This window comes from Pontibacillus marinus BH030004 = DSM 16465 (assembly GCF_000425225.1).
GTDB classification, from domain to species: Bacteria; Bacillota; Bacilli; order Bacillales; family BH030062; genus Pontibacillus; species Pontibacillus marinus.
On sequence record NZ_AULJ01000013.1, the window covers coordinates 153,964 to 180,462 of the forward strand.

Genomic DNA, 26,499 nt, shown 5'->3' on the forward strand with positions numbered 1-26,499 from the left:
AAGTTTTCATTTACAGAACACAAAAAAGGATTGCTCCGAAGAACAATCCCTCCTCTCTTATCCGAAAAAGTCTACCCAAATCTTAACAGCACTACCCAGGATGAGTAAAGCCAATATCGTTTGTAAAATTTTTGTATTAATCTTTTTACCTGCATTTGCACCAAGTGGTGAAGCTAATAAGCTAGCCACGATCATGATTGCAGCTGGTACATATTCAACTTGTCCAGTCGTTACCTTACCGATCGTAGAACCGATGGAAGAAATGAATGTGATAGCAAGAGAGCTTGCAATTGTCATCCGAGTTGGGATCTTTAATACAACAAGCATGATTGGAACAAGAATAAATGCACCTGCTGCCCCTACAATTCCAGCACCTATACCTGTAATGAAAGCAAGAGATGCTGCAATTGTTTTATTAAAGTTTACTTCTTGTAAATTTTGATCCTCTAGACCTTTTTTAGGAATAAACATCATTACAGCAGCAATGGTGGCAAGTAATCCGTAAACCAAGTTTACAGCATCATCAGACATTAACTTAGAACCATATCCACCAATAAAGCTACCAATAAGGATACTTACACCCATATAAAGAATTAACTGCTTATTTAAATATCCACCTTTACGATATGCCCACACACCACCTATTGTGGCGAAAAATACTTGCACTGCACTAATACCAGCTACTTCGTGTGCTGTGAAGGCAGTAAAACCTAATAATGGTGGTATATATAATAACATAGGGTACTTAACTATGGAGCCTCCGATCCCTACCATTCCTGAAACGAAGGAACCTGCAAACCCAATTAAAAATATGGTGATCCAAAACATAATATCCATAAATATGCCTCCTCCAGTAAAACCCTTTTCTACGTCCAATAATCATATATTTTATAATTACCCAGTAGGGTATTTAAAAATTAAATATTAAAGGGACTAGTCCTTAATAAGGACTAAATCCCTTCTATATGCTTAGATAAATAAGTTCACATTGCCATCTTCAGCATCAGCTAGATAAGCAGCTACACCTGCATACGTGATATCATCTAGAAGCTCTTCTTTTTGGAAACCTAGTAAATCCATAGTCATTTGACATGCAACTAGATTAATATCCTGCATTTGTGCCATTTCAATTAACTCTGGTACAGTTTGTGCATTGTGCTTCTTCATAACCTTTTTAATCATTTTTGGTCCCATACCAGCCATATTCATTTTAGAAAGGCCTAGATTATCGGCACCTTTTGGCATCATTTTACCAAACATTTTTTCTAAGAATCCTTTTTGTGCTTCTACTTTGCCGTCTTTACGTAAAGCATTTAGTCCCCAGAAAGTGTGGAAAATCGTAACCTCGTGATCATAAGCTGCTGCCCCATTCGCAATAATATAAGCAGCCATGGCCTTATCATAATCTCCGCTAAATAAAATAATGTTCGTTTTTTTTGTTTCAGACATGTTGATCCTCCTCTAGTTATTACTTATACTTGTAAGGGTATTTTTAAACGTAAAATTTATCCCTTTTGAATCCAGAACGTAAATACACCATTTTCTTCTTTATCATCTAACAGTGTGTGTCCAGTAGAAGATGTCCAAGCAGTTAGATCTTGCTTTGCACCAGCATCTGTAGTGGCAACTTCAAGAACCTGACCACTTTCAATTTCACCGATTGCTTTCTTTGTTTTTACGATTGGCATTGGGCAAGCTAACCCTTTAGCATCTAATTGTTTATCAACATTCATGTTGAGTCCTCCTTAGAAATTCTTTTCAGTATAATTTAAATATATAATTGCTTTCTTTCAATACCTATATGGGTATCATAATACGTATAAGAACTGATGTCAACCCCAGAGGGTATATGCCTAATTAAATCCCTGAATAACAATAGATAAAAGGCTTCATTTTCTATTTCTACATTTCTTTTGATATCATAGAAAGCAATTCAAATATGAGCGAGGGAATCTAAATGCAAAAATTAATTTTAGCCGGAGCAGGGCATGCCCATTTACATATCATTAAAAATTTAATCACTAACCCATTACCTGATGTAGAGGTAGTCCTTATATCTCCTTCTGAGTATCAATACTATTCTGGTATGTTTAGTGGTTACACAGAAGGAATATATGAACTAGATGAAATACGAGTGAATCTAGAGGAGTTAAGTAACCAAGCAAACCTATCGTGGTATAAGCAGGCGGTTGTATCCGTAGACCCAGAACAAAAGATTCTACTAACTGATCAAGGGGAAGTGTTAAGTTATGATGCCTTATCTTTTGACATTGGTTCCTTAACGGCACATACAGATCTTAAAGGGGTTAAGGAATATGCAAGAAGAATTAAACCGAATTATCACTTCCCCGAAATGATTGAACAGATGAGAAAAAGTCAAAACCCTATTATTGTAGGCGGTGGAGTAGCGGGGACTGAAATCGCACTATCTCTTCAATCCTGGCGTTCTAAACATGGTTATGAAACACCTGTTACGTTACTAAGTGGTTCTCCTAGGTTGCTTGAAAACTACCCTGAAACGACTTCTAAAAAGATAACAAATATTGTAGAAAATAGTGGTATCGAACTGTATGTAAATGAAAATGTTCAAGAAATGAACTCAACGAAAGTAATAACAGAGAATAACAAATTTAACTACAAAGATGTGATGTGGTTAGCAGGTCCCCGAGCTCCAGAACTTTTTCGACTATCTAATTTACCAATTGATGATGAGTGCTACTTACAAGTGGAGTCCACTTTACAAGTAGAAAAATATCCTTCTATTTTCGGTGCAGGAGACTGTGTGAGTTTAAGTCACGCACCTGACACTCCTAAAAATGGGGTTTTTGCTATACGAGAAGCTCCTGTACTTTGGGAAAATATCAAGGGTTTCTTATCTACGGGCGAAGGACAATATTATAAACCACAATCTAAGTATTTAGCGATCATGTCTATTGGAAATAAAGAAGGATTCTTACTGTACGGAGGTATTGCTCTTAAAGGGAAGTTAGCATGGCTACTAAAACACCGAATTGATAAGAAGTTTATGGATACGTATAAAAGTTTTGAAAATAAGTAAGGAAAAAAACGCTTGGTGAATCCAAGCGTTTTTTGTGTACATTTAATAGATTTCAGGACGTCGATCCTGAAATATTGGAATTTGTTTTCGAATTCTTTTCACTTCATCTACATCGATAGTGGCAGTGAGAAAAGTTTCTTCCGTACCAGCCTCGGAGATTACACCCCCCCATGGGTTTATGACCATTGAATGACCACCAAATTCTGTTTTAGGATCTTCCCCTACACGATTACATGCAATTACATAACATTGATTTTCTATAGCGCGACTAATCAATAATGACCTCCAATGATCAATTCTTGCTAAAGGCCATTGAGCTACAACAAACAGAATTTCTGCCCCTTCAGATGTATGGGTTCGAATCCACTCCGGAAAACGTAAGTCATAACAAATCATACCTGTACTAGGAACTCCTTCTATTTCAAAGGAACCTTTTTGATCACCGCTATTCAAATAGTGATGTTCATCCATCAATTGAAAAAGGTGGGCTTTGCTATACTCAACTATCTTTACACCATTTCTGTTATAAGCATACATGGTATTGGTTGAACTTTGTTCGTTAGTTTTGGCGATCGAGCCACCTATGAGACTAAAGTCATTTTGTCTTGCTAGTTTAGACAAGAAACTTTGTGCAGTTCTCCCTTCCCAATCACCAATTTGAGATAAGCGGGACAAGTCATACCCTGTGTCCCATAGTTCAGGGAGAACAAGTATATCGACATTATTTAATTCTTTATGTAAATAATTTATCTTACGTTGAATACTTTCTCTATTTTCTTCAGGATTTCCGTAAGTTACATCCATTTGTAAACAGCCAATTTTCAGATTCATGATCAATCCTCCTTATCTTCTTATATATATCTAGCCTATCGAAAAGAAGTCGAAACATTCAAATAAAACACATCTGTTTACATAATATTATTATTGTTTAATAAAAAATAGGATAAGGCTTATACCCTATCCTATTCCATACATTATTTTTCTGTTAGCTCAAGAAATTCTTCCACATCTTGCACACAAAGTTTCACTGCATTTTCCCAGAACTCTGGTTGCTCAAGATCTACATCAAGATGTTTCTTCGCCAAGTCTTCTACTTTCATACGACCCGTATCTTGTAGAAGTGCGATATACTTCTCTTCAAAGTCACTACCCTCTTCTAGTGCCTTCGCATAGATTCCTAGGCTGAACAAGTAACCAAACGTGTATGGGAAGTTATAGAAAGGTACACCTGTAATATGAAAGTGTAGTTTAGAAGCCCAGAAATAAGGCTCATATTCACTTAAAGAATCACAATAGGCTTCACGTTGAGCTTCTTCTGTTAGAGTTTTTAATCGATCAACCGAAACAAGTCCTTCTTTTCGCTCATCATAAAAACGAGTTTCAAATAAGAAACGAGAATGGATATTCATAAAGAATGCTACACTACGTTGAACTTTATCTTCTAATAAAGATAAGCGTTCCTCTTCTGTGCTGGCGTTTTTTACAGCTGCATCTGCCACAATCATTTCAGCAAATGTAGAAGCGGTTTCTGCTACATTCATTGCATACCCTTGGTTCATCGTGTGTACATCATCCATCACATGCTGGTGGAATGCATGACCTAATTCATGAGCAAGTGTCGCAACATTAGATGCTGTACCTGAATAAGTCATGAAGATACGTGTTTGTTTACTATCTGGGAAGCTTGTGCAGAATCCACCAGGTCGTTTACCACTACGGTCTTCCGCTTCAATCCAGCGTTTTTCAAAAGCCATTTTAGCGAATGAAGCCATTTTTGGTCCGAATCGGTTAAATTGCTCGACAATAAAATCAGCACCTTCATCATATGAAACCGTTTGATCTGAATTGACGATTGGAGCACCGACATCATACCAGCTTAATTTCTCTAACCCCAGCATGTCTGCTTTTCGATGTAAATATTTCACATAGTGATCTTTATACTTATTAATTGCATCCCACATAGCATTTAACGTTTTTTCACTCATACGATTGATGTCCATTGGCTCTTTAAGGACATTATCCCAACCACGGTGTTTATACTTTTGAAGTCTAAAACCTGCTAGGTGATTTAAAGTTTCTCCAAATAAATCCTCGTTTTCTCCCCATGCATTTTGGAGCTTTTCAAATACTTCTTTTCGAACAGAACGGTCTGAAGAACTCATTTTATTTGATGCTTGACCAACAGATAGTTCTTTCTGTTCGCCGTCTTCTCCAAATTGAATCTTCATTTGACCAACGATTGTGCTGTACATGTTCCCCCAACCTTGATAACCGTCAACGCTTAAATCATTGATTAGGGCTTCCTGTTCTAATGAAAGCTTCTCATTAGCTTTTTGTCTCTTTTCATCCAATACAAATGAAATATCTTTAAGTTCAGGTTGAGCCAGCAGATCTTCCCAAAGGCCATCTTCAATTTTTATAAGCTTTTGATCGAGAGTTGTCATTACAGTTGAATATTGCGCGATCAATTCGCTAATTTTGGCACGATGCTGTCCAGCCTTCTTATCGCTTACATCTTGAGCGCTTAAACAGCTTACAAATGCCGAGCTTTCTCTTAGTCCAACTGCAACACCTTCTAGTTTTTCAATAACATGATATAGTTCTTTAACCTGAGATACATCTGTAGGTAGCTTATACTCTTCTACCACCTTTGAAAGAGCTTCTAATTTCTCTTGTACATCTTGAAGGTATTGCTGGAAAGCTTCAGAGTCACTTCCACCTTCAAAAATCACATCTAAATCCCATTGTTGATCATATGTAGTTTGTGTCATGTTCGTTCCTCCTTTATTTCGTTTCCCTAATTATATAAAATATTTTGACTTTTTACTATAATTTAGGATGATTTGTTAAGAAAAAAAGGCTCACCACCTTAGTGAGCTCAGAATATCTACAACCTTCTATATAAAAATAGCTTCTAATTGAGGGCTGCCCTGAGCATATCCAACCGCCACAGCATTGTAAATTTGATTTGCATCCAATTTCACATTTGGAATGGTTAAAACAACTTGATTAGATCCTGCCGGACGGACCTCCAAGTCTACTGTAGTTGGTGATAATGTTAGATAATCTGTAGACTGCTTGAATCCTACGTTTGAAAATAAAACATCTCCTCCTTTAACAGCTATATCAACTGCTGGGGCATCAGGAGACAAGTGGATAAACCTTGCTTTGGCTTTCTCTTGAACTGGGGTACGATCATCTTGATATGGAACAAGGGTTAAGTCTTCAACATTTCCTGCTGCTGCTAACGTAATAGCTGCATTTGATGGAACCTCTACATCTTGGGTAAGAACTGCTTGAGATTGACCAGCTGGTGTGATTTTTATTCGGTATGATCCAGGCATAACAGGAATGTAATCACTTGTTTGTTTGTATTGGACATTTTCTAAAAGCTTTTGGTCATTTACATAAATATCTACTGCTGGGGCATTTGGTGAGGCATGAAACGCACGTACAAAAGATTGTTGTTGAGAAGAGTTATGTTCTGAGCGAAAATATCCCCCCATCATCTGTTGATTCTGCAAATGAATAAGCTGATTCATACATTGTAAATGCTGATAGTAATACATAACATGCCGTTGTGGATCTAAGTACTTGTAGTAATTGGACAACATATTATACATGGATGCCTTTTGGGCAAGCTCCCTCTCATAGGATTGCATAGATTACACATCCTTTTACGAAAATTATTTTTTTACATTCATACCTATGCAAAAGACTCCACTATCATGTTGTTATCGCTAATTTAGAGTGCTAATGTACCAAAAATGACACAACAGTTTTACAACGGACAACTAGATATGATACAGTCTAACAGAATTGATTTTTCAGCAAGGGAGATGTGTTTCTTTGACTATCAAGAAGAAATGGACTGTAGCTTTATCTGGTTTCGTATTAGCAATCGGAATCGCAGGTTGCAGTAATTCAGAAGATAATGCAAAAGAAAACGAAGATACGAACAAAAAACAAGAAGAACAACAATCTGAAGAAGGTAACAAGCAAGAAGGTAACAAACAAGAAGCAACTGGCGAAGTAGCAGCGGTTGTAAATGGTGAGGAAATCTCCATGGACAAGTTCAACCAGCAGCTTGAACGTCAAAAGAGCATGATGAAGCAAAATGGTATGGAAGTTAAAGACAAGCAGTTAAACCAAATGAAATCCAAAATTCTAACTCAGCTAATTAATACTGAGCTTCTTCTACAAAAAGCAAATGAAGCAGGCATTGAAGCTACAGAGAAAAAGGTTAATGAACGTTATGAGAGTATGACAAAAGATTATTCTAAAGAGGAAATCGATAAGATCCTTAAGCAAAACAACACAACAGTTGAGAAACTGAAGAAAGATCTTGCTAAGCAAATTAAGATTGATGAGTATGTAGCTCAAAACACAGAAGACGTTAAAGTAACAGACGAAGAAATTCAGAAGCGCTATGACGCAATGAAGAAAAACAACGATAAGCTTCCAGCTCTTGATAAAGTGAAGCCACAATTAAAGCAACAAATCCAGAAATCAAAAGAAGGTCAACAAATTTCTAAGTTGCTAGATAAGCTTCGTAAAGAAAGTGAAATCGAAAAGAAAGTACAAGTCTAAATCTTGATTAGGTGGTCTCTTTAAGAGATCACCTTTTTTGTTTAAAAAGAAGCGTGTGAAATCACACGCTTCTTTTAGTACTTTTTTATTTTTTTGGAGTTAAAGTTCGTAATTTTTCACGTTTGGCTTTTAATTCTTCGATGTTTAATTGATCTCCTAATGCAAATCGAAGTCCTTCATAATACTCTTGCAACGCTTTCGTTAACGCTTCTTTCTCTCTTTCAACATAGCTATTCCATTGTGGTTCGTAATAATCCTGCAAGTGATGTTTTTGTTCATCAATATAGGTTTGAATGATGGGTTTAAAACGCTTTTGTAAATCTTCTTTCATCTGTTCTTTTTCATTTTTCTCAAAGAAGGATTTTGTGTTTTTAAAGCTTGATAAAGGCTTTTCAATTTCAGATTTATTAACTTTTTCAAACGGTTTGTTGAAGCCTGGCGTTTCTATATCTATATCTTGTGCATTTGGTAACGATAATTCCTCTTGAACGTTCTTTCCTTTATCCTGGATGTCTTCATTAAACTCCCGGAGTTTTTCATGCAAATAGGATTCTATTCGCACTGTTACAGCTCTACATTCATTTAAGAGTTCTTCCCTCAACTGCTCTAAAAGGTCTTGTAAAGCTTGCTTTAATTGTTCTTTAGCTACACCACCAGTTCCATTAATTGTAGATGGGTTAAAAGCTTCCTTGAAGAAGTCAGAGAATCGTAATAAAACACGTTCGTTCATATAATACATTTGCTTCTCTATTTTTTGATTAATGTCTTGTGAGTATCTTTCGGCAGAGAACGCATGAATCATACTTTTTAGCTCTTCTTCTTGTGTTTGGTACTTCTTCAGTTTTTGTTGTTTCTCTTGTTTATTTAGAGATGCAGTGTCAATGTACTGTTCAAGTGTACGGCTTGCACGTTCTAAGTCATAAATGGCTGCATTCGTAATAATTGAGGTTAGTTCTTCATGAATGAAGGAATAAAAGGATCCTTCAAACTGCTCAATTCCAGAGCTACCTAAAATAGGATGATCGGTTTTCTCTTCATTCATTTTCTCTTTAGCAGCCATAAGACTTGAGATGGCAAACATTCTTGGGAAACGAATACCAAACTTGCCAAGTTGCTCTGCTAGATAATCCTGGACTAACTCAAGTTCACTTTTACTTTGCGCTAAGTCTGCTGCATTTACAATAAAGAACATTTTATCTAAGCTAAATGCATCCTTTACTCGACCTAGTTGTAAAAGAAAATCACGATCCGCTCTAGAAAATGGATGATTGTAATACGTAACAAAAAGAATGGCATCAGCCTGCTTGATATATTCAAATGATACTTCAGTGTGACGAGCGTTTACAGAATCTGCACCAGGTGTATCCACTAAAGTAATACCTTCTCGAGTAAAGCTGCAATCGTAATAAAGCTCCATCCATTCTACATAGCAAGACAGTCTCTCTTCTGCTACATACTCTGCAAAACGATCTAAATCAATATTAATCGTTTCTCCAATGGATGTAGCCATTTCATCAAATCCATCTACAATTGCTTGTAAGAAGGATAAACGCTTTTGATCCTTGGCATATTTCTCAATTTCATTAGGACTTTGTTGAATCCAGTCTAGTACGCCATTAAAATCTTTAGGTTGAAAAGGCAACTCATGTAAAGCATGAGTTAAATCTTCAAATAGCTGTGCACTACTTTTTAGTTTAACCACCACTGTACCATGCTGGTATTGAGTGGTGGGAGGACTAATTTTATTTATTGTAGCTGTTGTCGGATTAGGTGAAACCGGTAATACCTTTTCACCTAACAGGGCATTGGCAAAAGAAGATTTACCAGCTGAGAACGCTCCGAATAATGCAACTGTAAAATGTCTTGTTTCTAATCGCTTTTTTCTTTCGCGTAAGTCTTCTAAGATTGATTGAAATCCTGTTAAAGACTCTAATTCTTGTTGAGATTTGTCTATGCGATCAATCATTTCATCGACACTTACATGACTTTTATCCTCGATGGTTGATTCAATTTCAACTTCTTCTTCCCTTTGTTCTTGTTGAGTAAATTCTAAATCCATGGACTTTCCAGGTTTCACACTTGATGCTCGCTGTAACAAAGCTGCCGTAGCCTTTTCATATGATTCAGGCGATACAGATTTCTCAACCAGAATATCTTGTAAGGAGTTCTTTCTATCTACAATAGCTTTTTGAACGTTATCAACTTGCATCTGAACATCTTCTACTTGTTCAGACTGCTCTTTCACCTTCTTTTTTTCTTGAAGAGCTTCTTTTGATTGAGCTTCTAATATTTCGCTAACACTTTTCCATTTCTGTTGAGCTTCTTGCTTATATTTTCTTCTAATATCATTCGCAACATCTTCCGTGTAGACGAGTAAATAGTCCCCACCACTACCTGCTCCTGTTTTGATAAGATTAGCTAGCTCAGAAGCTTCATAACGAACTGAAAAATCTTGCAGTTCTTGCAGGATTTGTTCATCTTGTATTCCATATTCTTTAGCGAGCGTAACTAATACATTTCGAACGGGCCACTCAATGTTCGCTGATACCTTTTCCATAAGTGCATGATGAAAATCTTGAATGCGATTTTGACGTTCTTCTTCAGTTTTGGATTTCGTAAAGAACAGACCTACTTTGAAGTTGCTTTGGTAGGCTTCAATCACAAGACGAGCTTTTTCACGTACCTCATGGGGCATGATATAAGCATTCTTAAGTGAGGATTGAAGGCGTTCCATTAATGCTTTTTCTGCGTTCTTTGGCCGCTCTTTTAAGTTCTTAATTTCTGACTCAATGTCTTCTAATGGTTTCGTTTCATTATCGTTTATGGATTGGTTCAGTTCTTCTATTTTCTCTTTCTGTTCATCGTTAAAAGAATCCAAATGTTCATTCACAATTTGAACGGCGGAATGCTCAATCGTATCGTCAATAAAGCGATCTTTATTGGTAAATAAGTGATTTAACATCTCTTTCAGCTTTTCGAATTGATTATAAGGATGACTCATATTTGTTAGAGATGTATAGAATGTACCTTTAGGTTGAATACCCCATCGTGAAAATGCATCTGTTACACTTTGCTGAAATGCTGAGAAGGAGAGCTCCTCTTCCTGATGTTTATCAATTTGATTAATTACAATATAAAGTGGTTTACCTCTCTTTTGCATTTCTGATAAAAATGCCAAATTAACCTCAGATTGTACATGGTTGTAGTCCATCACATAAAATAACACATCAACTAAATGGAGAGCAGATTCAGTCATAATTTTATCGGCATCATTTGAAGAATCAATGCCAGGAGTGTCCATAACAGATACACCTGAAGGTAATAATGAGTCTGATTTACTAAGCTCTATTGCTCGAATGGCGTCCCCCTCTTTACAATAGGATTTAATGGTGTCTAAGTCATAAGGCTCTTCATATTCAACAGGATCTTCTTCAGCAAAGTAAACCCGAGCATACCCTCTACCCTTTTTCACTTTAACGAGATTGGCACTAGTAGGAATGGGGCTTGAAGGTAAGATCTCCTCTTCTAATACAGTATTGATCATTGTCGATTTCCCTGCAGAAAAGTGGCCAGCAAAACCAACTAAAAATTCTTCTGATTGTAGTTTCTCTAATAAATCTAACGTCTTTTGAGCTTGCTCTTCATCTTCTAATTCAATTAAACGATTATATAAGGTTGATAATTTATTTATCGTATTTTGTTTCTGACTAGTTTCTATACTCATAGATGGTAACTCCTTTTAATTCAGAACCGTAACCGTTTCCAATCTTATATTCTGTAAATATTCACTATGTTCTATTGTACGAAAAAAAGGTGGTTTATGACAGTCTCTAAAACAGAAAAACCTATCAGAATTAGATAGGTTTTTCACTTTACACTGGACTTTTATTGGTTGTTAAGCCTTCCACAATTATTGGGAAACTGTCTTTAAAAGGAGTTGAGAAATATGGATCAAGACGTTTGTCTTCTCCCCACTTCCTTGCTAATGAAACTGCATTTGGATAATCTTCCGCCAATTCATCATGAAGTTTCACAATTGAAGGCCTCATGTTTTGTCTTGTTAAATCAAAATACACATTAAGAAAAATAGATATTTCATCTAATACTGGAACAGGTCCATCGATGTTGATTTGTTTTCGACTTAAATAATGAGTTTTTCCTAACATATCAAGACTTCCACCGAATTTATCCTTTGCAGCATAAGCAAGGTTTTTAATGCTCGACATATATAATGCTCCTGTACATAACGGACACGGTTCTAATGTTGAATATAATGTATAGGGTGCTCGAGAAGTATGTACACGATTATCAATTTTCCCTAAAGCATTAACTTCAGCGTGGGCAATTTCATTATAACTAACAGTAGCGCCATAATACTCGCTGTATACAGCATTTTTTCCTTCAGCAATAATTTCTCCATTCTCATCGATCACCAGAGCAGCAATCGGTTTTGATCCATCTTTCATAGTTTCCCAAGCTAGTTCAAAACATCGTTGCCAGTTAGTAGAAATCTCATTCCATTCCATCCAATTTCCTCCTTTTATATCGTTTTCCAATAACTGTTTATACAAGAGTTAGTAAAAATCCTGCTAATTTAAATAATTTCTTAGGGCTTTCGTCACGGTTTGATGGATGGACTCATTCTCATTTTCTGATATTTGTTCGATATCCTGCCATAGATCTTTAGGGATTGTTATAGTTTTAGTAATTTCGTTTGATTCCAGATGTACTCTCCCATTCTCATAAGTGATCTCTCCATTTGAGAGATATTTTAATAAAAGTTTGTATTCTTCATTAGTAGCTGGTATTGACCCGAGACGACAACGAACAAAATAGTCTCCAAAAGAAGTCTCATAAATCTGGATATTGGAATCACCTAAATCTTCAATGAGTTTATATAAGATCTTGTATACTGGATGTTGCGGATGTCTTGGAATAGGTATCTCGAATTCAGTATAACCTTTCTGACGAATGTAAGGTTTTTCCGGCCAAGACGCTGATTCCACATCAATATCACCCAATTGTATAATTTCTCCTCTATTAGTCATTATCTTTAGAGGCTCAAGACTTACCACACGCGATTCATTCCCGTCATAAAGGCATTCTTCAAAAATACGGACTTCTCGTGAAATGAGTTTAACCCTTCGCCCATATTCCCCTATTCGATTTGTCTGACGGTCTTCATTTAAAAACTTTTTAAATCGCTTAATTTCTTCTTTTTGGAAATAACGCCTTTTCTTTTGGCCAATCCATTTCACTTCACTTTCCAATTCTCCATTTGAAACAAATTGGAGTAAATATTGAGGCGTAATCTCCAATTCTTGAGCAGCTTCTTTCACTGACAGCCCTGGTAGTTCTAACATTTGTTCAACACGTTCTATTTCTTCTTGTGAAAAACGATAGCCACCATCCCTTCTGTAGGTATCAGGGTTAACAGGCGTCAATCGTCCTTGGTTTACCATGTATCGAATTTGTCGCTCATTCTTATGTAATCTTTTACAGATTTGCTCGATTGAGTAATACATATATCGTTATCTCCTAACTTACAACTGACAAATTAAATGAATAGTATTTTATATTTTACATATTTGTTATTCAATATAGAATAATGATCAATTTTTCTAGGTTTTATTATACTAGATATGATATGGTTGTTCTAGAATGTTTTGGTATTGTAAATGATAGAAAAGGAGAATTTCATGAGTGAACTAATTCAACCTTTAATCCAACAAGAAAATGAACTTAATTGGTTTTCAAAAGATACATATTTGTTGATTGTTCAACAAGGGTTTCGGAATGTAGATTGGTCGCGAGCTTCAGATGAATTATTGTTGTACTTGTTCTTGCACGATGAACCTTCCATTGGTACGAAACGAAAACAATCTACACTGAAGGAATACTTTCGTGAAGTGAATCAATTTTTCTCTTACATCCATCAGTGGTATGAATCTGTACGTGAGATTCACCCTGAACTAGTGACACAATATCAATTAGACTTAGAGCAAAGAGGATATAAATCAACTACATTACGGCGAAAAAGTACAGTCGTTCAGCAGTTCTTACAATTTTTATATAAATATGAGATGGTCGAACAAGATTTAACGAAAAGCATGAAGCGGATCTCCCTCCAAAAGGATCAGCTTGTAAATCGAGATTTCTATGAGGAAGAAGTTCAAGCTTTGCTAGAGTATTTTAAAAAGAATGACTGGTACATGTACACGCTTTTATTTACTCTCGTTTCTACGGGGTTAAGAATTCAAGAATTATGTTCAGCAAAATGGTCCTCGATCACCTATCAACCAGAAGCAAACTTGTATTTTGTTTCTGTAGTTGGAAAACGAGATAAATTGCGAGAGGTACCGCTCTTTAATGAAGTGTTAGAGGTTTTACAAGAATTCCGAATGCGACGTGGGTTTTCTGGTGAATTAAATGGTCAAAACACTCCACTCTTTCCTAAACCTAATGGGGATCACTACAACTTCAAATATTTAAGTAATGAGTTCACGAAACAAATTGAAAACCTCCAGGAACAATTTCCTTTCATTAAAAGGCGTATTGAAATGGAGAAGCAATTTGCTGAGAGTGGCAAGTCTGTCAGATTTCGAATAACCCCTCATACATGCCGCCACTATACAGCTGCTTATTACTTATCTAAAGGTGCGGACTTGAAAGCTATACAAGACTTACTAGATCACGAATCTTCTGTAACAACAGATCAGTACTTACGTCGTACACGTAAGTTTAGTGAACATGCGGCTGTTAAAATCGGAGGTTCTTTTATGAACGCTCAGTAAAAATAGACGCAAAAAGTCCCCCACCAAATTATCCACTATGGTGAGGGACTTTTAATTCCTATAGAAAATGATCGATTATCTCCCTATAGCAATAGCATCTTTTACAAGCTCAACAAAAGCAAATTGCTCTTCATTTTGTGCAGATGATTGAGCAAGCTCTAATACCGATTCCAAGCTACTTTCTTTAGCCCAATAGCTTTCCCCCAATATTTCTGCAAATTCAGCAACGGATGCTAAAAACATTAAATTCTTCGATGGATTGACATCTTCAGAAATAGATAGCGGTTTTTGGACCTCTTCTACTTCATGTTTATCTTCACTAAAATATCGTAAACTTATTTTCCCGAGCTCGTCTATACCCTCCTTTAATTTCACTTCATAAAGGGCAGTCACAGAATGACCAGCTCCTACTTCTCCTCCATCAACCGAATCATCTTTAAAATCTTCATCTTTTACATCACGGTTCTCAAACCCTAGTAATCGATATCGGTCCACTTTCTTGGGGTCAAATTCAACTTGGATTTTTGCATCTTTAGCGATCGTTTGTAGCGTACCTGTTAGTTCCTCCATAAAAACTCTTCTTGCTTCGGAGAAACTATCAATATATGCATAATTCCCATCACCATTATTGGCTAGCTGCTCCATTAATACATCATTATAATTTCCCATTCCAAAACCTAAAGTGCTTAATTTGATATCTTCTTGTGCGTATTCTTTAATTTCTTTCAATATTTCTTTATGTCCAGTTTTGCCAACATTAGCAACACCATCTGAAGCTAAAACCACGCGATTTATGGATCCTTCTGTAAAATATTCTCTCGCTAAACTATATCCTAAAGTGAGCCCTTCTTCTGCATTCGTAGAACCTTCAGGCTGTAGCTTCTCGATGGCACGAATAACTCTATTTTTTTCATCTATACTAGTCGGTTCTAATACTACGCGCCCCTGTGAGCCGTACGTAACAATTCCCACTTTATCTTGTGGCTGAAGTTCATCTACAAGCATTTTTAGGCTTTTCTTCACTAATCCTAAGCGGCTCTCACGATTCATGGAACCTGACACATCAATAACAAAGGTTAAATTTGCACTTTTTCGCTCCTCAACTTTTATTTCTTTTCCTTTCATACTTATACGTAATAAATGATAACCGTCACCAAAGGGAGACTTTACTCCGTCTACACCTATTGCAAAGGTATTATTTGTAGGTGCTTGTAAGTTTGACCCGAAATAATTAACAAACTCTTCAACTCGCACAGCCTCGTCTGGTGGAAGCTCTCCTCTTTTAATATAGTTTCGAGCCACGGAATATGATCCAGTATCTACATCCATCGCAAAAGTGGATAACGTATCATCTTCTGTAGAAACAAATGGATTTGTACCATAATCTTCGAAGAACATGTTATCATACTCCGCACCATTTGGAGGTGCAGGTCGACTTTGTTGTTCTTCCGACATTTTTGTTTCCATAGACTTGTTTTCTGAAGCTCCATCATAATTAGCCTCTTGATCACTGCTCCCACTACTACATGCAGCTAAGAACAGTAATAGAACCAAGAGGAATTGCAAAGCTGAGTTTCTCATACTAAAAGCCCCCTTTTCTAGATTGGACGAAAAGAGGGGTTGTTTTGTTACTGAAAACATGAAAATTTTTACCAAATATTTCAGGGATTTGTCTTTTTTTAATTTTAAATAAACAGAAACTCAAACTCATGTTAGAATAAACTAAATAATTTTCACAATGCAATAAGGGGTGGAGGAAATGAATGATTTCTTTACTTTTTTAGTCCTTTCGTTATTTGTTGTTATGAGCCCTGGTATTGATACCGCACTTATTACGAAAAGGACCATTTCAGACGGAAGAAAAGATGGGTATAAAATGGCTATAGGTATAACAACAGGCTCATTGGTCCATACGTTCGCTGCTGCTTTCGGACTTTCAGCAATTTTAATGCAATCTGCTCTGGCATTCGAGATTGTAAAATACGTTGGTGCAATCTACTTAATTTACCTAGGGTTATCCTCATTCATTTCTAGGCAAAAGAAAGATGCAAGTACTCAAGATTACATGAATTCTGAGGAGAAAACCTCAGCTCTTAAACAAGGGCTTTTCTCAAATGTACTCAATCCAAAGGTGGCCATGTTCTTCCTAACCTTTTTACCCCAATTTGTGAAATCAGGAGAAAACGCAACCCAACAACTCATTACTATGGGTGTGATATACACACTTTTATCGATTACTTGGTTTTTTGTTTATGTCTTTTTCATTAACTATTTACGTGAATGGCTGATGTCTCCAAAAGTACAAAGAATAATGGACAAAACGACTGGTCTTATTTTAATTGGATTTGGATTAAAGCTAGCCTTTGGTAAGCAACATTAATCTAATTTGTTCAGAACAATCATACTGTTGGTGAGGTTATCTCTTCAATTCCTCTTTGAATCCATATATAGTGTTTTTTATAAAATCCGGTATATCATTTTCAGAAATATGAGCTAATTCACTAAATGAATATCCTTGATCTAAAAGGAATTGAACGATTTCCCACCCAGCAAAATAAGCTTCTCTCGTTTGGTTTGTGGTTCCTGTTCCAAATGTAAATTTCCAAAGTACGTCTGATGAAGACTTATCTAAATAGGGTGAGATCCCTTCTATAATAAGTGTCTTTTTTTGTTTACATTCCTCAAACCAACCAGGTTGATGCTCAACATAATATGAATCGTTTTCACCTGGAATTATAGCTTTACTTACTTGAGTAGCTAAACCTTCTTCTAATAAAAGTGTGCCTAAACCCTTCTCCCAATTAAGTGACAAATTTGCAGTTTTACTATGTACAATGTGGGTTAATTCATGGCAAAGGGTTTTGTCAAAATCAGTTTGAGTTTTCTCATTTTCTATTGGCAGACATAACGCTATTTCATCTTTTTTATAAGGAGCAACAAATGCATTATTTTCAAAAAAACCAAAAACCTACAAAATAAAAAACAGTAATTCTTATGGGTTCATTATAGGCTAATAATTGTTTAACTTTAGAAAGTGAGTACTGGATCCTTTCGTTATTTGGCTCCCATTGTTTTATATGATCAATGTGTTCATGATATTTTTCCCAAGATTGATGAAACATTCTCTTGGCTATTTCTTTTCCTTCATCTCCTGGAGGTATTGCTGCAAAGTTATAATGTTCTTTCCATAGTAACCACCGTTCTTTATGGTTTAAATCATTATTATTGGCAAGCTCATAAAACTCTAAAAAATCATTCACTTTATTATTAATCCTTATACTATCCAATTGCACATCCTCCATTTCAAATAATCTCCTCATATTTCCTGAATTCTAGCCACAAGGTTTGTAACTTCTAGATACTTTTAATAAAAAATAGGTGTTTATTTTTAAAAAAACGGCGCATTATAAATGAAAAGGAGTTTTGTATATGAATGTTTTCAAAAAAACCATCCAAAAAATATCAGATAAAGTAGCGAACTTTCAAACGCCTGCGATTTCTGTGCTGGAACTTTCTGAGGTCGTACGTCACCATCAAGACGCTACACTTAATCAAGAACATTTATTAAACATTGAACTCAACCATATCCATCTGGACACCCAAACTTTTTCATTCTATTCTCTTTACAACCGTGACAAACTGATTGAATGCAAAGTACTAAAAAAAGATGGAAGAAGCCGTTATATCCATACTCATTTTCGCAGCTACATGGACGATGTTTCTTACGATGACCAATTAAAAGATAAAGATTTATTCCAGGATTTACATTTTGATCTGATTGAAAGGAACAGCTAAAATATCACCTAAACGTAATTCGAAGAACTACTTTCTAATTCGTAATGGTCTAAAACTCTACATAAAATGGGTGTTTTTTGTGATCGAGACAGTATTCAATTCTTTGCTTAAAATTCCCTAGTGTCACCATTTCAAGTGCTTGCTCTAAAGGATAGAACCCTACTTCTAAACTTTCTGTTGAAGTTGTAAAGTTGCCTCCAATTGGTTTAGCTAAAAATAACGTGTTGCAAATTGATTTGTGTACATTTTGAAAAATTCCACAGAATTTAAGAATTTCAATATCAATTCCTGATTCTTCTTTAGTTTCCCTTATTGCTGCTTCTTTTAAAGACTCTCCCTCTTCAACAATCCCACCAGGTATTTCCCAACCTCTCTTTGGTCCCTTTATTAACAAAATTTCATTCTCTTCATTGATAACAATAGTTGCTGCTGAAACAAAATGTTTTCGTGAAGTGTAAATATGCGAATTACTTTGAACCAAAAAAACCTCTCCTTTCTAGCGTCTTTATAAACATTAAGAAGGAAAATATTCCATGGGTTCGGTACTATGAACGTAACCATTCTTTTTATAATAATTAATACTCTCATCGCTAGGCCACACTATAATGAATTCATACTTATTTTCTTTAACCCAATTATTAATAGTAGAAAGTAATTTGCTTCCAATTCCTTTATTTCTATACTCTTTAAGGGTATATACGTTTGTCATGAAAGCAAATGGATAGGTTGTTCTACCAGGTCGTGGGACTTTTTGTATCAATTCTATGTAAATATGAGATATAACGATTCCATCCTGTTCCGCTATCCATATATACCACTGATCATCCTTAATGGACGTTTCCAAAAAAGACCGGCACTCTTTTTCAAAATCATTATAAGAAGAATGACTTTTACTTTCATCAAATTCAATTGTATTATCCCATCTCATCTTTATTAGTTGGTCAATATCCTTTAACTCCGCTAGTCTTTTATTCATTTATAATAAGTCCTCCTCAATATGTGTAGAATTACGTCACTCCATATAATATCAATTATTTCAAAACTATTATAAAAATTCAATTTATTTACAAGTTAAATAAAAAACACGTCCCCTGAACGTGTTTAAAAGTATTTCGTATATATTTACCAAACGACTAAGGGTTGCCTCCTCAGATTAACTTACTCTTTAACTATATAATAATGTTTGAACACCATTCGAAATATAATCCCTTAACGATACAAGTCCATCTTTCTCTAAATTATTTTCATTTTTATGATTTTCATAACAATCGACTACTTTTTTAACAGTTATACTCAAATCTTTAGGGAAGGTATGTAAGGCCCATTTACCTGCTTCTTGTTTTGAAGAAATTACTACTTCTTTTAAATACAAATAAACTCTAATCAAATTTAGAGTACAATAAATGGGGTTTTTTTCTATATTTTCTAAACAATTTCTAAAATCCTCTAATATTGAAGAGATATAATCTGACCGAGGAACTAAAGGGAAAACTTCACCTATTGGTTTGCCTACTATACAAATTCCTCTATGATACATTATCGTTATATGCGCTGCTAAATCAGGATCAGTATTCGTACCACCATTTAAAAATTGATATGTCTCTCTTACCAATTCATTTTCATACCGTTCTCTCCAGAACTCACTATAATGAAAATCAAATGGACACGGATGTTGCCAGTCTATTAATTGTTTATGATTTAACAAACTAATTTCAACTGGATAGGGGGAATATGAATAAAGTAAAAAGAACTTTGCTAGTTTCCTTTTAGTATTAACAGTAATAGACTTATTCGTTACTATCAATATATCAATATCACTACTGTTCGGGTAAAACCCTCCCATTGCCAAAGAACCGTGAAGATAGATACCAACCAAATTATCATCTATAATTTTTGTAACCTCTTTTTGTAGGGTGAAAATAAATTCTTTTATATCAGAAGAACATGTTTCCCAATTAAAACTCATTTAATATTCTCCTTAAAGATGCTCCATTTGAATGTGTTTACTGAAATGTCTTTGCTACTATGTTGCTGAATTCTTTTAGGTAGTAAAGGTAGTTCTCATTTCCGTAGTTGTATCTTTTGTTGTACATTTTTGCAACTACAACATTGTATTTTGGAATCACTAACAAAGTTGGGCCAGTTACACCTAAAATCTGATAAGATCCACTCGGGACTTGTTCACCTAATTCACTCAATTCTCTCGGAATATTCTGCACGAACCAAAACATACCGTTACGAGGATACTCAGTTGATAGTTGATCTGGTGTAAGAATACTAATCGCTAGTTCAACAACCTTTTTAGGGACAATTTGCTCTCCGTTTAACACCCCTTTATTTAGAAAAAGGTTCCCCCAAAGAGCAAATTCACGTGCAGATACAAACAGATTAGATTCCATTCCATCATCATCCGAACCTGTTGTATCTTCTCCATTCTTATTAGGGTCAATAATTACTTTGACTAAATTATCATTGTCTTGAGTTTCCCATTTCGTTCGCTTCAACCCCATTGGTAAGAACACTTTTTGATACAAAAGTTCCGGAAAAGAAACACCATAAATTTTATGTATTAATTGAGTCATTAGTTTGATATTAATTACTCTGTAGGCCCACTTTTCACCAGGGTTAAACTCCCTGATAATCTCTCCATCTGAAGTCTCATCTAAACCATGTGTGTGAGTTACCATATGACGTATTGTAGTGTTTCTAAGTATGTTTGGATCTATGTTCTTAAAATACTCACTTACATAATCATCAAGGCTATGTATTTTCCCTTCATATAAAGCAAAGGCGACGCACAATCCTAAGTAACTCTTCCTAGCAGACGCAACATTGAATCTGGAGTTTTCATTTACAGGTAGAGCGTTGTTCGTATTAGAATGAGTGCCACTATAGTGTTCCAAAACAATCTCATTGTCTTTTATTACAGTGAGTGCAGATGCAGAGCTTTTATTTTTTTCTTTGATATCTTCTACCCAACGAATTATATCTTCGTACTTTGAAATCATCCCAAATCCTCCACCTTCTAGATCCTCTAATACCTATTATTTACTTCAGTAAAGAATATATTAATCTTCTTTTTTAACATCTAGCTTTTTTAACTAAAACCAAAATAAAAACAATAATTGCAATTGGGATGCCCCAAGTAAGAAGCATACTAACTATCATCATAAGTACTGCTGAAAAATCCATAGCCGAATCCCTCATTCCCCATTAGGTCAATAATTTTCTGCAATGGAAATTAACCATCCCTTGTCTTCTTCACTTCTTGTGAACAAGTACTTATAACTGTGCTTGTTTGATTTTCTCCACTTTAATACATATTCTTTATCTTTTGAAATCCAAAGCATGTCAGCTATTTTATCGTTTTCAATCTTCTCCGATGGGCTATTATCAAACCATGATGATGCAATCATAAATGTAACCTTATGACTTGCCTTTTCGTAGAACACTTTTGTTACGGGATGTGTGAAGCCGTCATTTTCATACGTGATTTTTTTAATTATATATCCTTCTGGCATAAAAGGAACCTGAAATTTACCAATCTCTTGTTCTGCATCTTCTTTATTTTCAAATGTAAGGGATTGTCCATCATTACAAGCAACAATAGAAAAGATAAATGAAAATAATACTAGCATTTTAATTAACCTCACCTTATCCCCCTCCGTATTGGTCAATAACTTTCCCGTTTTCCAGCATCTTTGAGTCCACAGGTCATTACCATGAACCTGTGCATCAATTTCTAGAACAGTAGGAAATTCCCTATTATCTCATTAACCTGGTTATTTCCTATGAATCTAAAAAAACATCACTAAGAAAGGTAAAAAAAGATCCTATAGATGCAGCTCATTTATGTGAGCTTTACTATAAGGAGGAATTAGTGCCCTTTCAGAGAAAGAGCGTAAATACCATGAATCATAATCCTAAGCTAAAAGAATTTTACGATCGAAAACGTGATGAGTTCAACTAATAAAAACCAATAAAACCAAAAACTTCAAATAGTGTGTTTGAAGCTTATTTGGTATGAGCAATTTTAGTATAACATGGTAAAAAATATTTTTTAGGGTGAGATATTGACTTATATTAGCTGGTATTGCTGAAGGCTTGAATTAAGGATATTTGAACAAGACTTTACTATATGTATTTTTATCCAGTAATAAGGTCACATGTTATTTGCAACTTATCTTTAAACTAATACTGATATGGTAGAATGACTTCGAGGTGATTAAATGCATGATTTTCAGTACAATTTATTTTTACTCCTAATAATAGGTTGCATTTTAGGGTTTATAGTTTACGGATGGTTAGGAACTCTATTAGGTCTAATAATTACTACATTATTACATATTTCCAACCAACTAAGAACTATCATAAAATACATGGATAAGGACCACTAGAATACAATTTATTAGTATATTTAATAATGGAATAGACCGTAAATCAATTAGTAGTATTACTTGATTTGCGGTCGAACTATTAAATTAAAGCGCCCATTTGGTGAATATTTGAATTCGAGATAAATTGCAAATATGATCTTCCTCTAACGCACCCCTTAGCACAATAAGAACCACATTGCTACTCTCTATCTCTTTTTACTTGACCGCCATTTTTCTCGAAAAAAATTTCAATATCATTAACAGAAGTCGTTTTTAAAGCAATCCCGCCTTTAGATACTATGAGATAAAACGGGTACTCTTCCTCATCCCAGGCTTTTAAGTAGTCTATCTTGGTAGCGCCTATATTGGTATTACCCTCAATATATCGATGTGAATAAATTGCATCAAATTTTTCATACTTGTTCAATGTTATAATTCTTTCAGATTCCTTAGAATAGTAACCATTCGGATAGAATATTTGTCCCTGCTCCATTCTTCCATAACTCCAAAGCATCTTCTTTATAACTTTCCAAATCATTACATCCTGTTAAAAATAGGGCTATCACGATAAATAATATGCTCTTTTTAACCATCATCTTCACTCCTGTTTTCTAACCTATTATTCAACTAACCTGCTCCGTTAGTTTAAGATCATCTTTTTATAATGCTCCTGTTAATTCAATAAGTTAACAAATAACTTTATGTGTTTATTTTCCTGTTGTCTTTTACAAACTGTAAAATTAAGAAGTTTATCCAAGTTATTATTGGAATAGCAATTATCAGAAGATATAAACCAGAATGTCCGAAACCAAAAGTTCTTGCTTCATCGTTTATATTGTAAAGAATCCATGTTGCTACTAATAAAATTAGTGTATTTAAACAAAAAGCCGTTAGCATACTCATTTGTTTATTATTTTTCTTTTTTAGCAATAGTACAGATGTAAAAGCGGAAATCAATAAAGAGAGAAAAATTATAACATAAATCAAATCTACACTCCTCTCCCCTCTAATCTTATTAAACATTCCTACCCATTTACTTTAAATACGATCTTTCACAATCTCGACTCATTTCGGCATAAATATCCATTTTATAAGAGGTTAACTAAAAATATAGACGCAACCATTTATTCAATGATCGCGCCCTATTGCGGAAGACTTGATTTCGAGATAAAAGTTATATGAAGTATTTTTTATAATGGCTTTTCGGTTCTCAAATAAGGGATAAAGTCTAATATTTAGGTGTTAATTCTTCATAAATGTGAGTCTTATTATTGTCGGTATAATAGAAAAATGTTTGATTCTTTACTGGTATAGACACTACTTCTTGTTGATAACCCTGATCTGATTTTATTGAATAACTCAACTCTATTTCCTTTACATTCTTATCAGATACATAGCCTAGTAATATCTTTCCTTTAAGAAAGGGCTTGATCTTATTTGCATCTTTGAAATTGGTATTCCTAATTAATGCTCCAAATGTTCCTACTGATAAACTGTTACCAAGGGTACGTCTGAGGTAAAATGTATCGTGTTCTTCCTTAAAAGAACTAATCCGAATGGTTTCTTGTTGATTTTTTGTTGAAAATATAAAAAATCCTAAGTTATTATCTACATTTAAAACTTCGCAGCCATTCCACTTCTTCCTACATGCCTCTTGCAGGCTTTCACCTTTATAATCATAAATTTTTAAATTATATATTGTGATGAAAAATACAACAATTAACAGGAATCCAACCCATTTTTTAACCAAATCTCAGACCTCCCTCTAATTCTTCTTTAATTAAACTAAACTCTTTGTATAACTCATCGCTCACCGACACCAATACCAATTATTTCAAATCTATACTGAAACAGCAACATTTCATTTCTATTACTAAAACGACAATAGTAAGGACGCAATTCTTTTATTACAGAATCGCGCCCGTTTGCGGAAGACTTGATTTCGAGATAATCTTACTTATGATCTTCTACTATAACATCCGTTAGCTTAATAAGAATTTTCAATGGTTTTAACCAATTTATTCACGAGGTCTCCAGATACATTTCTTCCTTTTCCATGAAAGATTTTATCTTGATAAATAGTAATAGCTGAACTTGGATAATGTCCTTTTAGGACTATGTGTATTCCAAGCACAGGTTCACCATATGGTAGATGTTCTAATTCTACTGAACCATTAAGCTGTTGAAGAAGAACAATTATTCTTTCAATATCATCATCTTCTTCTATTTTAATAAATGGTTCATCACCAATTCCAACAACTTCTAAATATTCAATTTCAGACGAATTTAGTAATTTTTCGTAAATCACCATTTCTTTTTCATTACCATCAAATATAAAAAGATATAAACCTATTGTTATGATTCCTAATAATAATATGATTAAAATTCGATTCTTCTTAATTTTTATCCCCCCTTTATTAAACTATTCGTTTAAGTAAATTTCTTCACAATCCAATTCAAATTTTAACATAAATATCCATTTATTAATCCCTTCTATTTTACGGTCAAGACAAAAATAAAGGACACAACCTTATTTCAGGTTTGCGCCCTTATGCTGAAAACTTGAATTCGAGATAACTATTTTTTCTTAACTTATTGCTCTCGTCAGTTGAACAAGTACCATCTAAATGATATCGCACAACCAAGAGTGTTAATCTTCATTTTCTTGTTTTAGTTCTTTCTTGTTTTAGTTCTTCAATCTCTTGTTTCATTTCTTCGTTCTCTTTAATCATTTTCTTATTTTTCTGGGCTTGTGTATGTATCACGAGGTAACTTATAAATGGAAGAGGTAAACAAACGAGCATGATTACAATAAATACGGGCTTAAAAACAATTCCGATGCCTTCCTGTAAGATCATTAATATTGTTACTATCACTATAGAAAGTATATTATACAAAACAGCTCTGCGAACCAAACTTAGCCTCCTATTCAACACGTATTCCCTCTAATCTTTAGCAAATATATATATAAAATCCGTTAAAACTGAGTCGTTTTTGGTTCTTGTTAAATAAAAGCATCCAATATAAAGAAATGTCTCAACCAATCCCTCATAGCAGAGTTCCTCCTTTTTATTTATGTATTTTTGCATCTATATGTCCGTTCATTTAAATACGTTTTCACAATCTAATTCAAATTTTAACACGAATATCCAGTTAATATCCTTCTCTAATAGACAATCAAAAGAAATAAAAAGGACTTTCCTTATTCAAGGAAAGCGCCCTAATGCGGAAGACTTGAATTCGAGATATTTTACATGCTACTCTAAATTTTCTTACTACCGTAATATTAAGTCACAAATATATGTTTAATTCTCAGAAATAACTCCTTCCTCAAGAGGGATTTCCTGAGAATTTGTCCTACCATATTTACTATAGGTTATCCTCATTGTTTGAACGTCGTTATCTGCAATGGCATTTGTTAACTCAACTTTTAACATTACAAAAAAAATATCCCTTACTTTATACCCTTTAACGGCTACAAAGTTATCATTCAGCTCTTCATCTAGAACCGATTCCTCATCAAGCAGACCAATTTCTGTTTTAGGTGCAATAAAAGTCTTAATATCAATTCGATTACTATCATCTTCTAGAATAGTTCCATCCCTACGAATGAATTCTATTTTTTTAATGGTTGGATTGCCTATCCCTCTCCATTTTATGCGATAGCTAATAAAAACATTGTCTATTTCGGATATAAGTTCTTTCCTAGCAGTCGAATAACTTGATTTTGAAAACTCTCCCTCCCCACTTATGTAATAATAGGATAAAGAAATACATATAACCAAAGCTATGAACAACAAAGTCATGGTGATGATTCTTTTGGTCATTAATTCCCTCCTTGGTTAGAGTCTATTTATATACTCTTTTAAATTATTTAGGTTACAAG

General features: G+C 34.6%; 28 protein-coding genes. 5 read left to right on the forward strand and 23 right to left on the reverse strand.

Annotated elements, in window-relative coordinates:
- Window positions 1-57: 57 nt before the first annotated feature.
- The 3 genes from H514_RS0103830 to H514_RS0103840 form a co-directional block, all read right to left on the reverse strand.
- Window positions 58-837, reverse strand: a complete 780-nt coding sequence (locus tag H514_RS0103830; protein ID WP_027445760.1) for a sulfite exporter TauE/SafE family protein — start codon at window positions 835-837, stop codon at window positions 58-60.
- Between the two features lie 132 nt (window positions 838-969).
- The gene (locus tag H514_RS0103835) at window positions 970-1,449 is read right to left on the reverse strand and encodes a DsrE/DsrF/DrsH-like family protein (protein ID WP_027445761.1); all 480 of its coding nucleotides are present in this window, start codon (window positions 1,447-1,449) and stop codon (window positions 970-972) included.
- Window positions 1,450-1,505: 56 nt separating this feature from the next.
- The gene (locus tag H514_RS0103840) at window positions 1,506-1,733 is read right to left on the reverse strand and encodes a sulfurtransferase TusA family protein (protein ID WP_027445762.1); all 228 of its coding nucleotides are present in this window, start codon (window positions 1,731-1,733) and stop codon (window positions 1,506-1,508) included.
- Between the two features lie 224 nt (window positions 1,734-1,957).
- On the opposite strand from H514_RS0103840, the gene H514_RS0103845 reads away from it, so the two are divergent.
- Window positions 1,958-3,058, forward strand: coding sequence for an NAD(P)/FAD-dependent oxidoreductase (locus H514_RS0103845; RefSeq protein WP_027445763.1), 1,101 nt, complete (start codon window positions 1,958-1,960; stop codon window positions 3,056-3,058).
- Between the two features lie 42 nt (window positions 3,059-3,100).
- On the opposite strand, the gene H514_RS0103850 is transcribed toward H514_RS0103845, so the two are convergent.
- The 3 genes from H514_RS0103850 to H514_RS0103860 form a co-directional block, all read right to left on the reverse strand.
- A complete protein-coding gene (locus tag H514_RS0103850) occupies window positions 3,101-3,889 on the reverse strand; it encodes a carbon-nitrogen family hydrolase (RefSeq protein WP_027445764.1) in 789 nt (262 codons plus the stop codon).
- 143 nt (window positions 3,890-4,032) lie between these two features.
- Complete coding sequence (locus H514_RS0103855) at window positions 4,033-5,829, reverse strand: M3 family oligoendopeptidase (RefSeq protein WP_027445765.1); 1,797 nt, start codon at window positions 5,827-5,829, stop codon at window positions 4,033-4,035.
- Window positions 5,830-5,955: 126 nt separating this feature from the next.
- Window positions 5,956-6,720 carry a DUF4397 domain-containing protein gene (locus H514_RS0103860; RefSeq protein WP_027445766.1) on the reverse strand — a complete coding sequence of 255 codons (765 nt, stop codon included), beginning with the start codon at window positions 6,718-6,720 and terminating at the stop codon, window positions 5,956-5,958.
- Window positions 6,721-6,907: 187 nt separating this feature from the next.
- Between H514_RS0103860 and H514_RS0103865 the strand changes: the two genes are divergently transcribed.
- The gene (locus tag H514_RS0103865; RefSeq protein ID WP_027445767.1) at window positions 6,908-7,648 is read left to right on the forward strand and encodes a SurA N-terminal domain-containing protein; all 741 of its coding nucleotides are present in this window, start codon (window positions 6,908-6,910) and stop codon (window positions 7,646-7,648) included.
- An 85-nt stretch (window positions 7,649-7,733) separates the two neighbouring features.
- Here H514_RS0103865 and H514_RS0103870 read toward each other — a convergent pair whose 3' ends face one another.
- The 3 genes from H514_RS0103870 to H514_RS0103880 form a co-directional block, all read right to left on the reverse strand.
- Window positions 7,734-11,372: a dynamin family protein gene (locus H514_RS0103870; RefSeq protein WP_027445768.1), complete on the reverse strand. Its 3,639-nt coding sequence runs from the start codon at window positions 11,370-11,372 to the stop codon at window positions 7,734-7,736.
- Between the two features lie 148 nt (window positions 11,373-11,520).
- Entirely contained in the window at window positions 11,521-12,174 is a 654-nt protein-coding gene (locus tag H514_RS23880; RefSeq protein ID WP_051255020.1) for a nucleoside deaminase, read from the reverse strand.
- Between the two features lie 63 nt (window positions 12,175-12,237).
- Complete coding sequence (locus tag H514_RS0103880; protein WP_027445769.1) at window positions 12,238-13,173, reverse strand: helix-turn-helix domain-containing protein; 936 nt, start codon at window positions 13,171-13,173, stop codon at window positions 12,238-12,240.
- Between the two features lie 174 nt (window positions 13,174-13,347).
- On the opposite strand from H514_RS0103880, the gene H514_RS22460 reads away from it, so the two are divergent.
- Window positions 13,348-14,442, forward strand: coding sequence for a tyrosine-type recombinase/integrase (locus H514_RS22460; protein WP_051255021.1), 1,095 nt, complete (start codon window positions 13,348-13,350; stop codon window positions 14,440-14,442).
- A gap of 75 nt (window positions 14,443-14,517) precedes the next feature.
- Here the strand turns inward: H514_RS22460 and H514_RS0103890 are convergent, their stop codons facing one another.
- On the reverse strand, window positions 14,518-16,023 hold the full coding sequence (locus H514_RS0103890) for a vWA domain-containing protein (RefSeq protein WP_027445770.1): 1,506 nt from the start codon (window positions 16,021-16,023) through the stop codon (window positions 14,518-14,520).
- 178 nt (window positions 16,024-16,201) lie between these two features.
- On the opposite strand from H514_RS0103890, the gene H514_RS0103895 reads away from it, so the two are divergent.
- Entirely contained in the window at window positions 16,202-16,822 is a 621-nt protein-coding gene (locus H514_RS0103895; protein WP_027445771.1) for a LysE family translocator, read from the forward strand.
- A gap of 36 nt (window positions 16,823-16,858) precedes the next feature.
- Here H514_RS0103895 and H514_RS0103900 read toward each other — a convergent pair whose 3' ends face one another.
- The gene (locus H514_RS0103900; RefSeq protein ID WP_081672924.1) at window positions 16,859-17,356 is read right to left on the reverse strand and encodes a DUF2268 domain-containing putative Zn-dependent protease; all 498 of its coding nucleotides are present in this window, start codon (window positions 17,354-17,356) and stop codon (window positions 16,859-16,861) included.
- Between the two features lie 37 nt (window positions 17,357-17,393).
- Entirely contained in the window at window positions 17,394-17,744 is a 351-nt protein-coding gene (locus H514_RS0103905) for a hypothetical protein (RefSeq protein WP_027445773.1), read from the reverse strand.
- 127 nt (window positions 17,745-17,871) lie between these two features.
- Between H514_RS0103905 and H514_RS0103910 the strand changes: the two genes are divergently transcribed.
- On the forward strand, window positions 17,872-18,237 hold the full coding sequence (locus H514_RS0103910) for a hypothetical protein (protein ID WP_027445774.1): 366 nt from the start codon (window positions 17,872-17,874) through the stop codon (window positions 18,235-18,237).
- A 49-nt stretch (window positions 18,238-18,286) separates the two neighbouring features.
- Here the strand turns inward: H514_RS0103910 and H514_RS0103915 are convergent, their stop codons facing one another.
- From H514_RS0103915 to H514_RS0103970, 11 genes are all read right to left on the reverse strand, one after another.
- Entirely contained in the window at window positions 18,287-18,718 is a 432-nt protein-coding gene (locus H514_RS0103915; RefSeq protein WP_027445775.1) for an NUDIX hydrolase, read from the reverse strand.
- Between the two features lie 33 nt (window positions 18,719-18,751).
- A complete protein-coding gene (locus H514_RS0103920) occupies window positions 18,752-19,213 on the reverse strand; it encodes a GNAT family N-acetyltransferase (RefSeq protein WP_027445776.1) in 462 nt (153 codons plus the stop codon).
- A 189-nt stretch (window positions 19,214-19,402) separates the two neighbouring features.
- On the reverse strand, window positions 19,403-20,203 hold the full coding sequence (locus H514_RS0103925) for an aminoglycoside adenylyltransferase domain-containing protein (protein WP_027445777.1): 801 nt from the start codon (window positions 20,201-20,203) through the stop codon (window positions 19,403-19,405).
- Between the two features lie 37 nt (window positions 20,204-20,240).
- Window positions 20,241-21,242 carry a serine hydrolase domain-containing protein gene (locus H514_RS0103930; RefSeq protein ID WP_027445778.1) on the reverse strand — a complete coding sequence of 334 codons (1,002 nt, stop codon included), beginning with the start codon at window positions 21,240-21,242 and terminating at the stop codon, window positions 20,241-20,243.
- Window positions 21,243-21,455: 213 nt separating this feature from the next.
- A complete protein-coding gene (locus tag H514_RS0103940) occupies window positions 21,456-21,890 on the reverse strand; it encodes a hypothetical protein (RefSeq protein ID WP_027445779.1) in 435 nt (144 codons plus the stop codon).
- Window positions 21,891-22,812: 922 nt separating this feature from the next.
- Window positions 22,813-23,106: a hypothetical protein gene (locus H514_RS0103945; RefSeq protein WP_154657313.1), complete on the reverse strand. Its 294-nt coding sequence runs from the start codon at window positions 23,104-23,106 to the stop codon at window positions 22,813-22,815.
- Entirely contained in the window at window positions 23,063-23,206 is a 144-nt protein-coding gene (locus tag H514_RS24835; RefSeq protein ID WP_156112290.1) for a lipoprotein, read from the reverse strand. Before H514_RS24835 ends, H514_RS0103945 begins: the two co-directional genes overlap by 44 nt.
- A gap of 635 nt (window positions 23,207-23,841) precedes the next feature.
- Window positions 23,842-24,363, reverse strand: a complete 522-nt coding sequence (locus H514_RS0103955) for a hypothetical protein (protein ID WP_027445782.1) — start codon at window positions 24,361-24,363, stop codon at window positions 23,842-23,844.
- 237 nt (window positions 24,364-24,600) lie between these two features.
- Complete coding sequence (locus H514_RS0103960) at window positions 24,601-24,921, reverse strand: hypothetical protein (protein ID WP_154657314.1); 321 nt, start codon at window positions 24,919-24,921, stop codon at window positions 24,601-24,603.
- A gap of 349 nt (window positions 24,922-25,270) precedes the next feature.
- Entirely contained in the window at window positions 25,271-25,528 is a 258-nt protein-coding gene (locus tag H514_RS0103965; protein WP_027445784.1) for a hypothetical protein, read from the reverse strand.
- Window positions 25,529-25,918: 390 nt separating this feature from the next.
- Complete coding sequence (locus H514_RS0103970; protein WP_027445785.1) at window positions 25,919-26,440, reverse strand: hypothetical protein; 522 nt, start codon at window positions 26,438-26,440, stop codon at window positions 25,919-25,921.
- Window positions 26,441-26,499 lie beyond the last annotated feature (59 nt).

Excerpts from the sequence above, each read along its gene's own strand:
- H514_RS0103830 (WP_027445760.1), bottom strand. The coding sequence starts at position 837 with ATGGATATTATGTTTTGGATCACCATATTTTTAATTGGGTTTGCAGGT.
- H514_RS0103835 (WP_027445761.1), bottom strand. The coding sequence starts at position 1,449 with ATGTCTGAAACAAAAAAAACGAACATTATTTTATTTAGCGGAGATTAT.
- H514_RS0103840 (WP_027445762.1), bottom strand. The coding sequence starts at position 1,733 with ATGAATGTTGATAAACAATTAGATGCTAAAGGGTTAGCTTGCCCAATG.
- H514_RS0103845 (WP_027445763.1), top strand. The coding sequence starts at position 1,958 with ATGCAAAAATTAATTTTAGCCGGAGCAGGGCATGCCCATTTACATATC.
- H514_RS0103850 (WP_027445764.1), bottom strand. The coding sequence starts at position 3,889 with ATGAATCTGAAAATTGGCTGTTTACAAATGGATGTAACTTACGGAAAT.
- H514_RS0103855 (WP_027445765.1), bottom strand. The coding sequence starts at position 5,829 with ATGACACAAACTACATATGATCAACAATGGGATTTAGATGTGATTTTT.
- H514_RS0103860 (WP_027445766.1), bottom strand. The coding sequence starts at position 6,720 with ATGCAATCCTATGAGAGGGAGCTTGCCCAAAAGGCATCCATGTATAAT.
- H514_RS0103870 (WP_027445768.1), bottom strand. The coding sequence starts at position 11,372 with ATGAGTATAGAAACTAGTCAGAAACAAAATACGATAAATAAATTATCA.
- H514_RS23880 (WP_051255020.1), bottom strand. The coding sequence starts at position 12,174 with ATGGAATGGAATGAGATTTCTACTAACTGGCAACGATGTTTTGAACTA.
- H514_RS0103880 (WP_027445769.1), bottom strand. The coding sequence starts at position 13,173 with ATGTATTACTCAATCGAGCAAATCTGTAAAAGATTACATAAGAATGAG.
- H514_RS22460 (WP_051255021.1), top strand. The coding sequence starts at position 13,348 with ATGAGTGAACTAATTCAACCTTTAATCCAACAAGAAAATGAACTTAAT.
- H514_RS0103890 (WP_027445770.1), bottom strand. The coding sequence starts at position 16,023 with ATGAGAAACTCAGCTTTGCAATTCCTCTTGGTTCTATTACTGTTCTTA.
- H514_RS0103895 (WP_027445771.1), top strand. The coding sequence starts at position 16,202 with ATGAATGATTTCTTTACTTTTTTAGTCCTTTCGTTATTTGTTGTTATG.
- H514_RS0103905 (WP_027445773.1), bottom strand. The coding sequence starts at position 17,744 with ATGGAGGATGTGCAATTGGATAGTATAAGGATTAATAATAAAGTGAAT.
- H514_RS0103910 (WP_027445774.1), top strand. The coding sequence starts at position 17,872 with ATGAATGTTTTCAAAAAAACCATCCAAAAAATATCAGATAAAGTAGCG.
- H514_RS0103920 (WP_027445776.1), bottom strand. The coding sequence starts at position 19,213 with ATGAATAAAAGACTAGCGGAGTTAAAGGATATTGACCAACTAATAAAG.
- H514_RS0103925 (WP_027445777.1), bottom strand. The coding sequence starts at position 20,203 with ATGAGTTTTAATTGGGAAACATGTTCTTCTGATATAAAAGAATTTATT.
- H514_RS0103945 (WP_154657313.1), bottom strand. The coding sequence starts at position 23,106 with ATGGAGCAGGGACAAATATTCTATCCGAATGGTTACTATTCTAAGGAA.
- H514_RS24835 (WP_156112290.1), bottom strand. The coding sequence starts at position 23,206 with ATGGTTAAAAAGAGCATATTATTTATCGTGATAGCCCTATTTTTAACA.
- H514_RS0103970 (WP_027445785.1), bottom strand. The coding sequence starts at position 26,440 with ATGACCAAAAGAATCATCACCATGACTTTGTTGTTCATAGCTTTGGTT.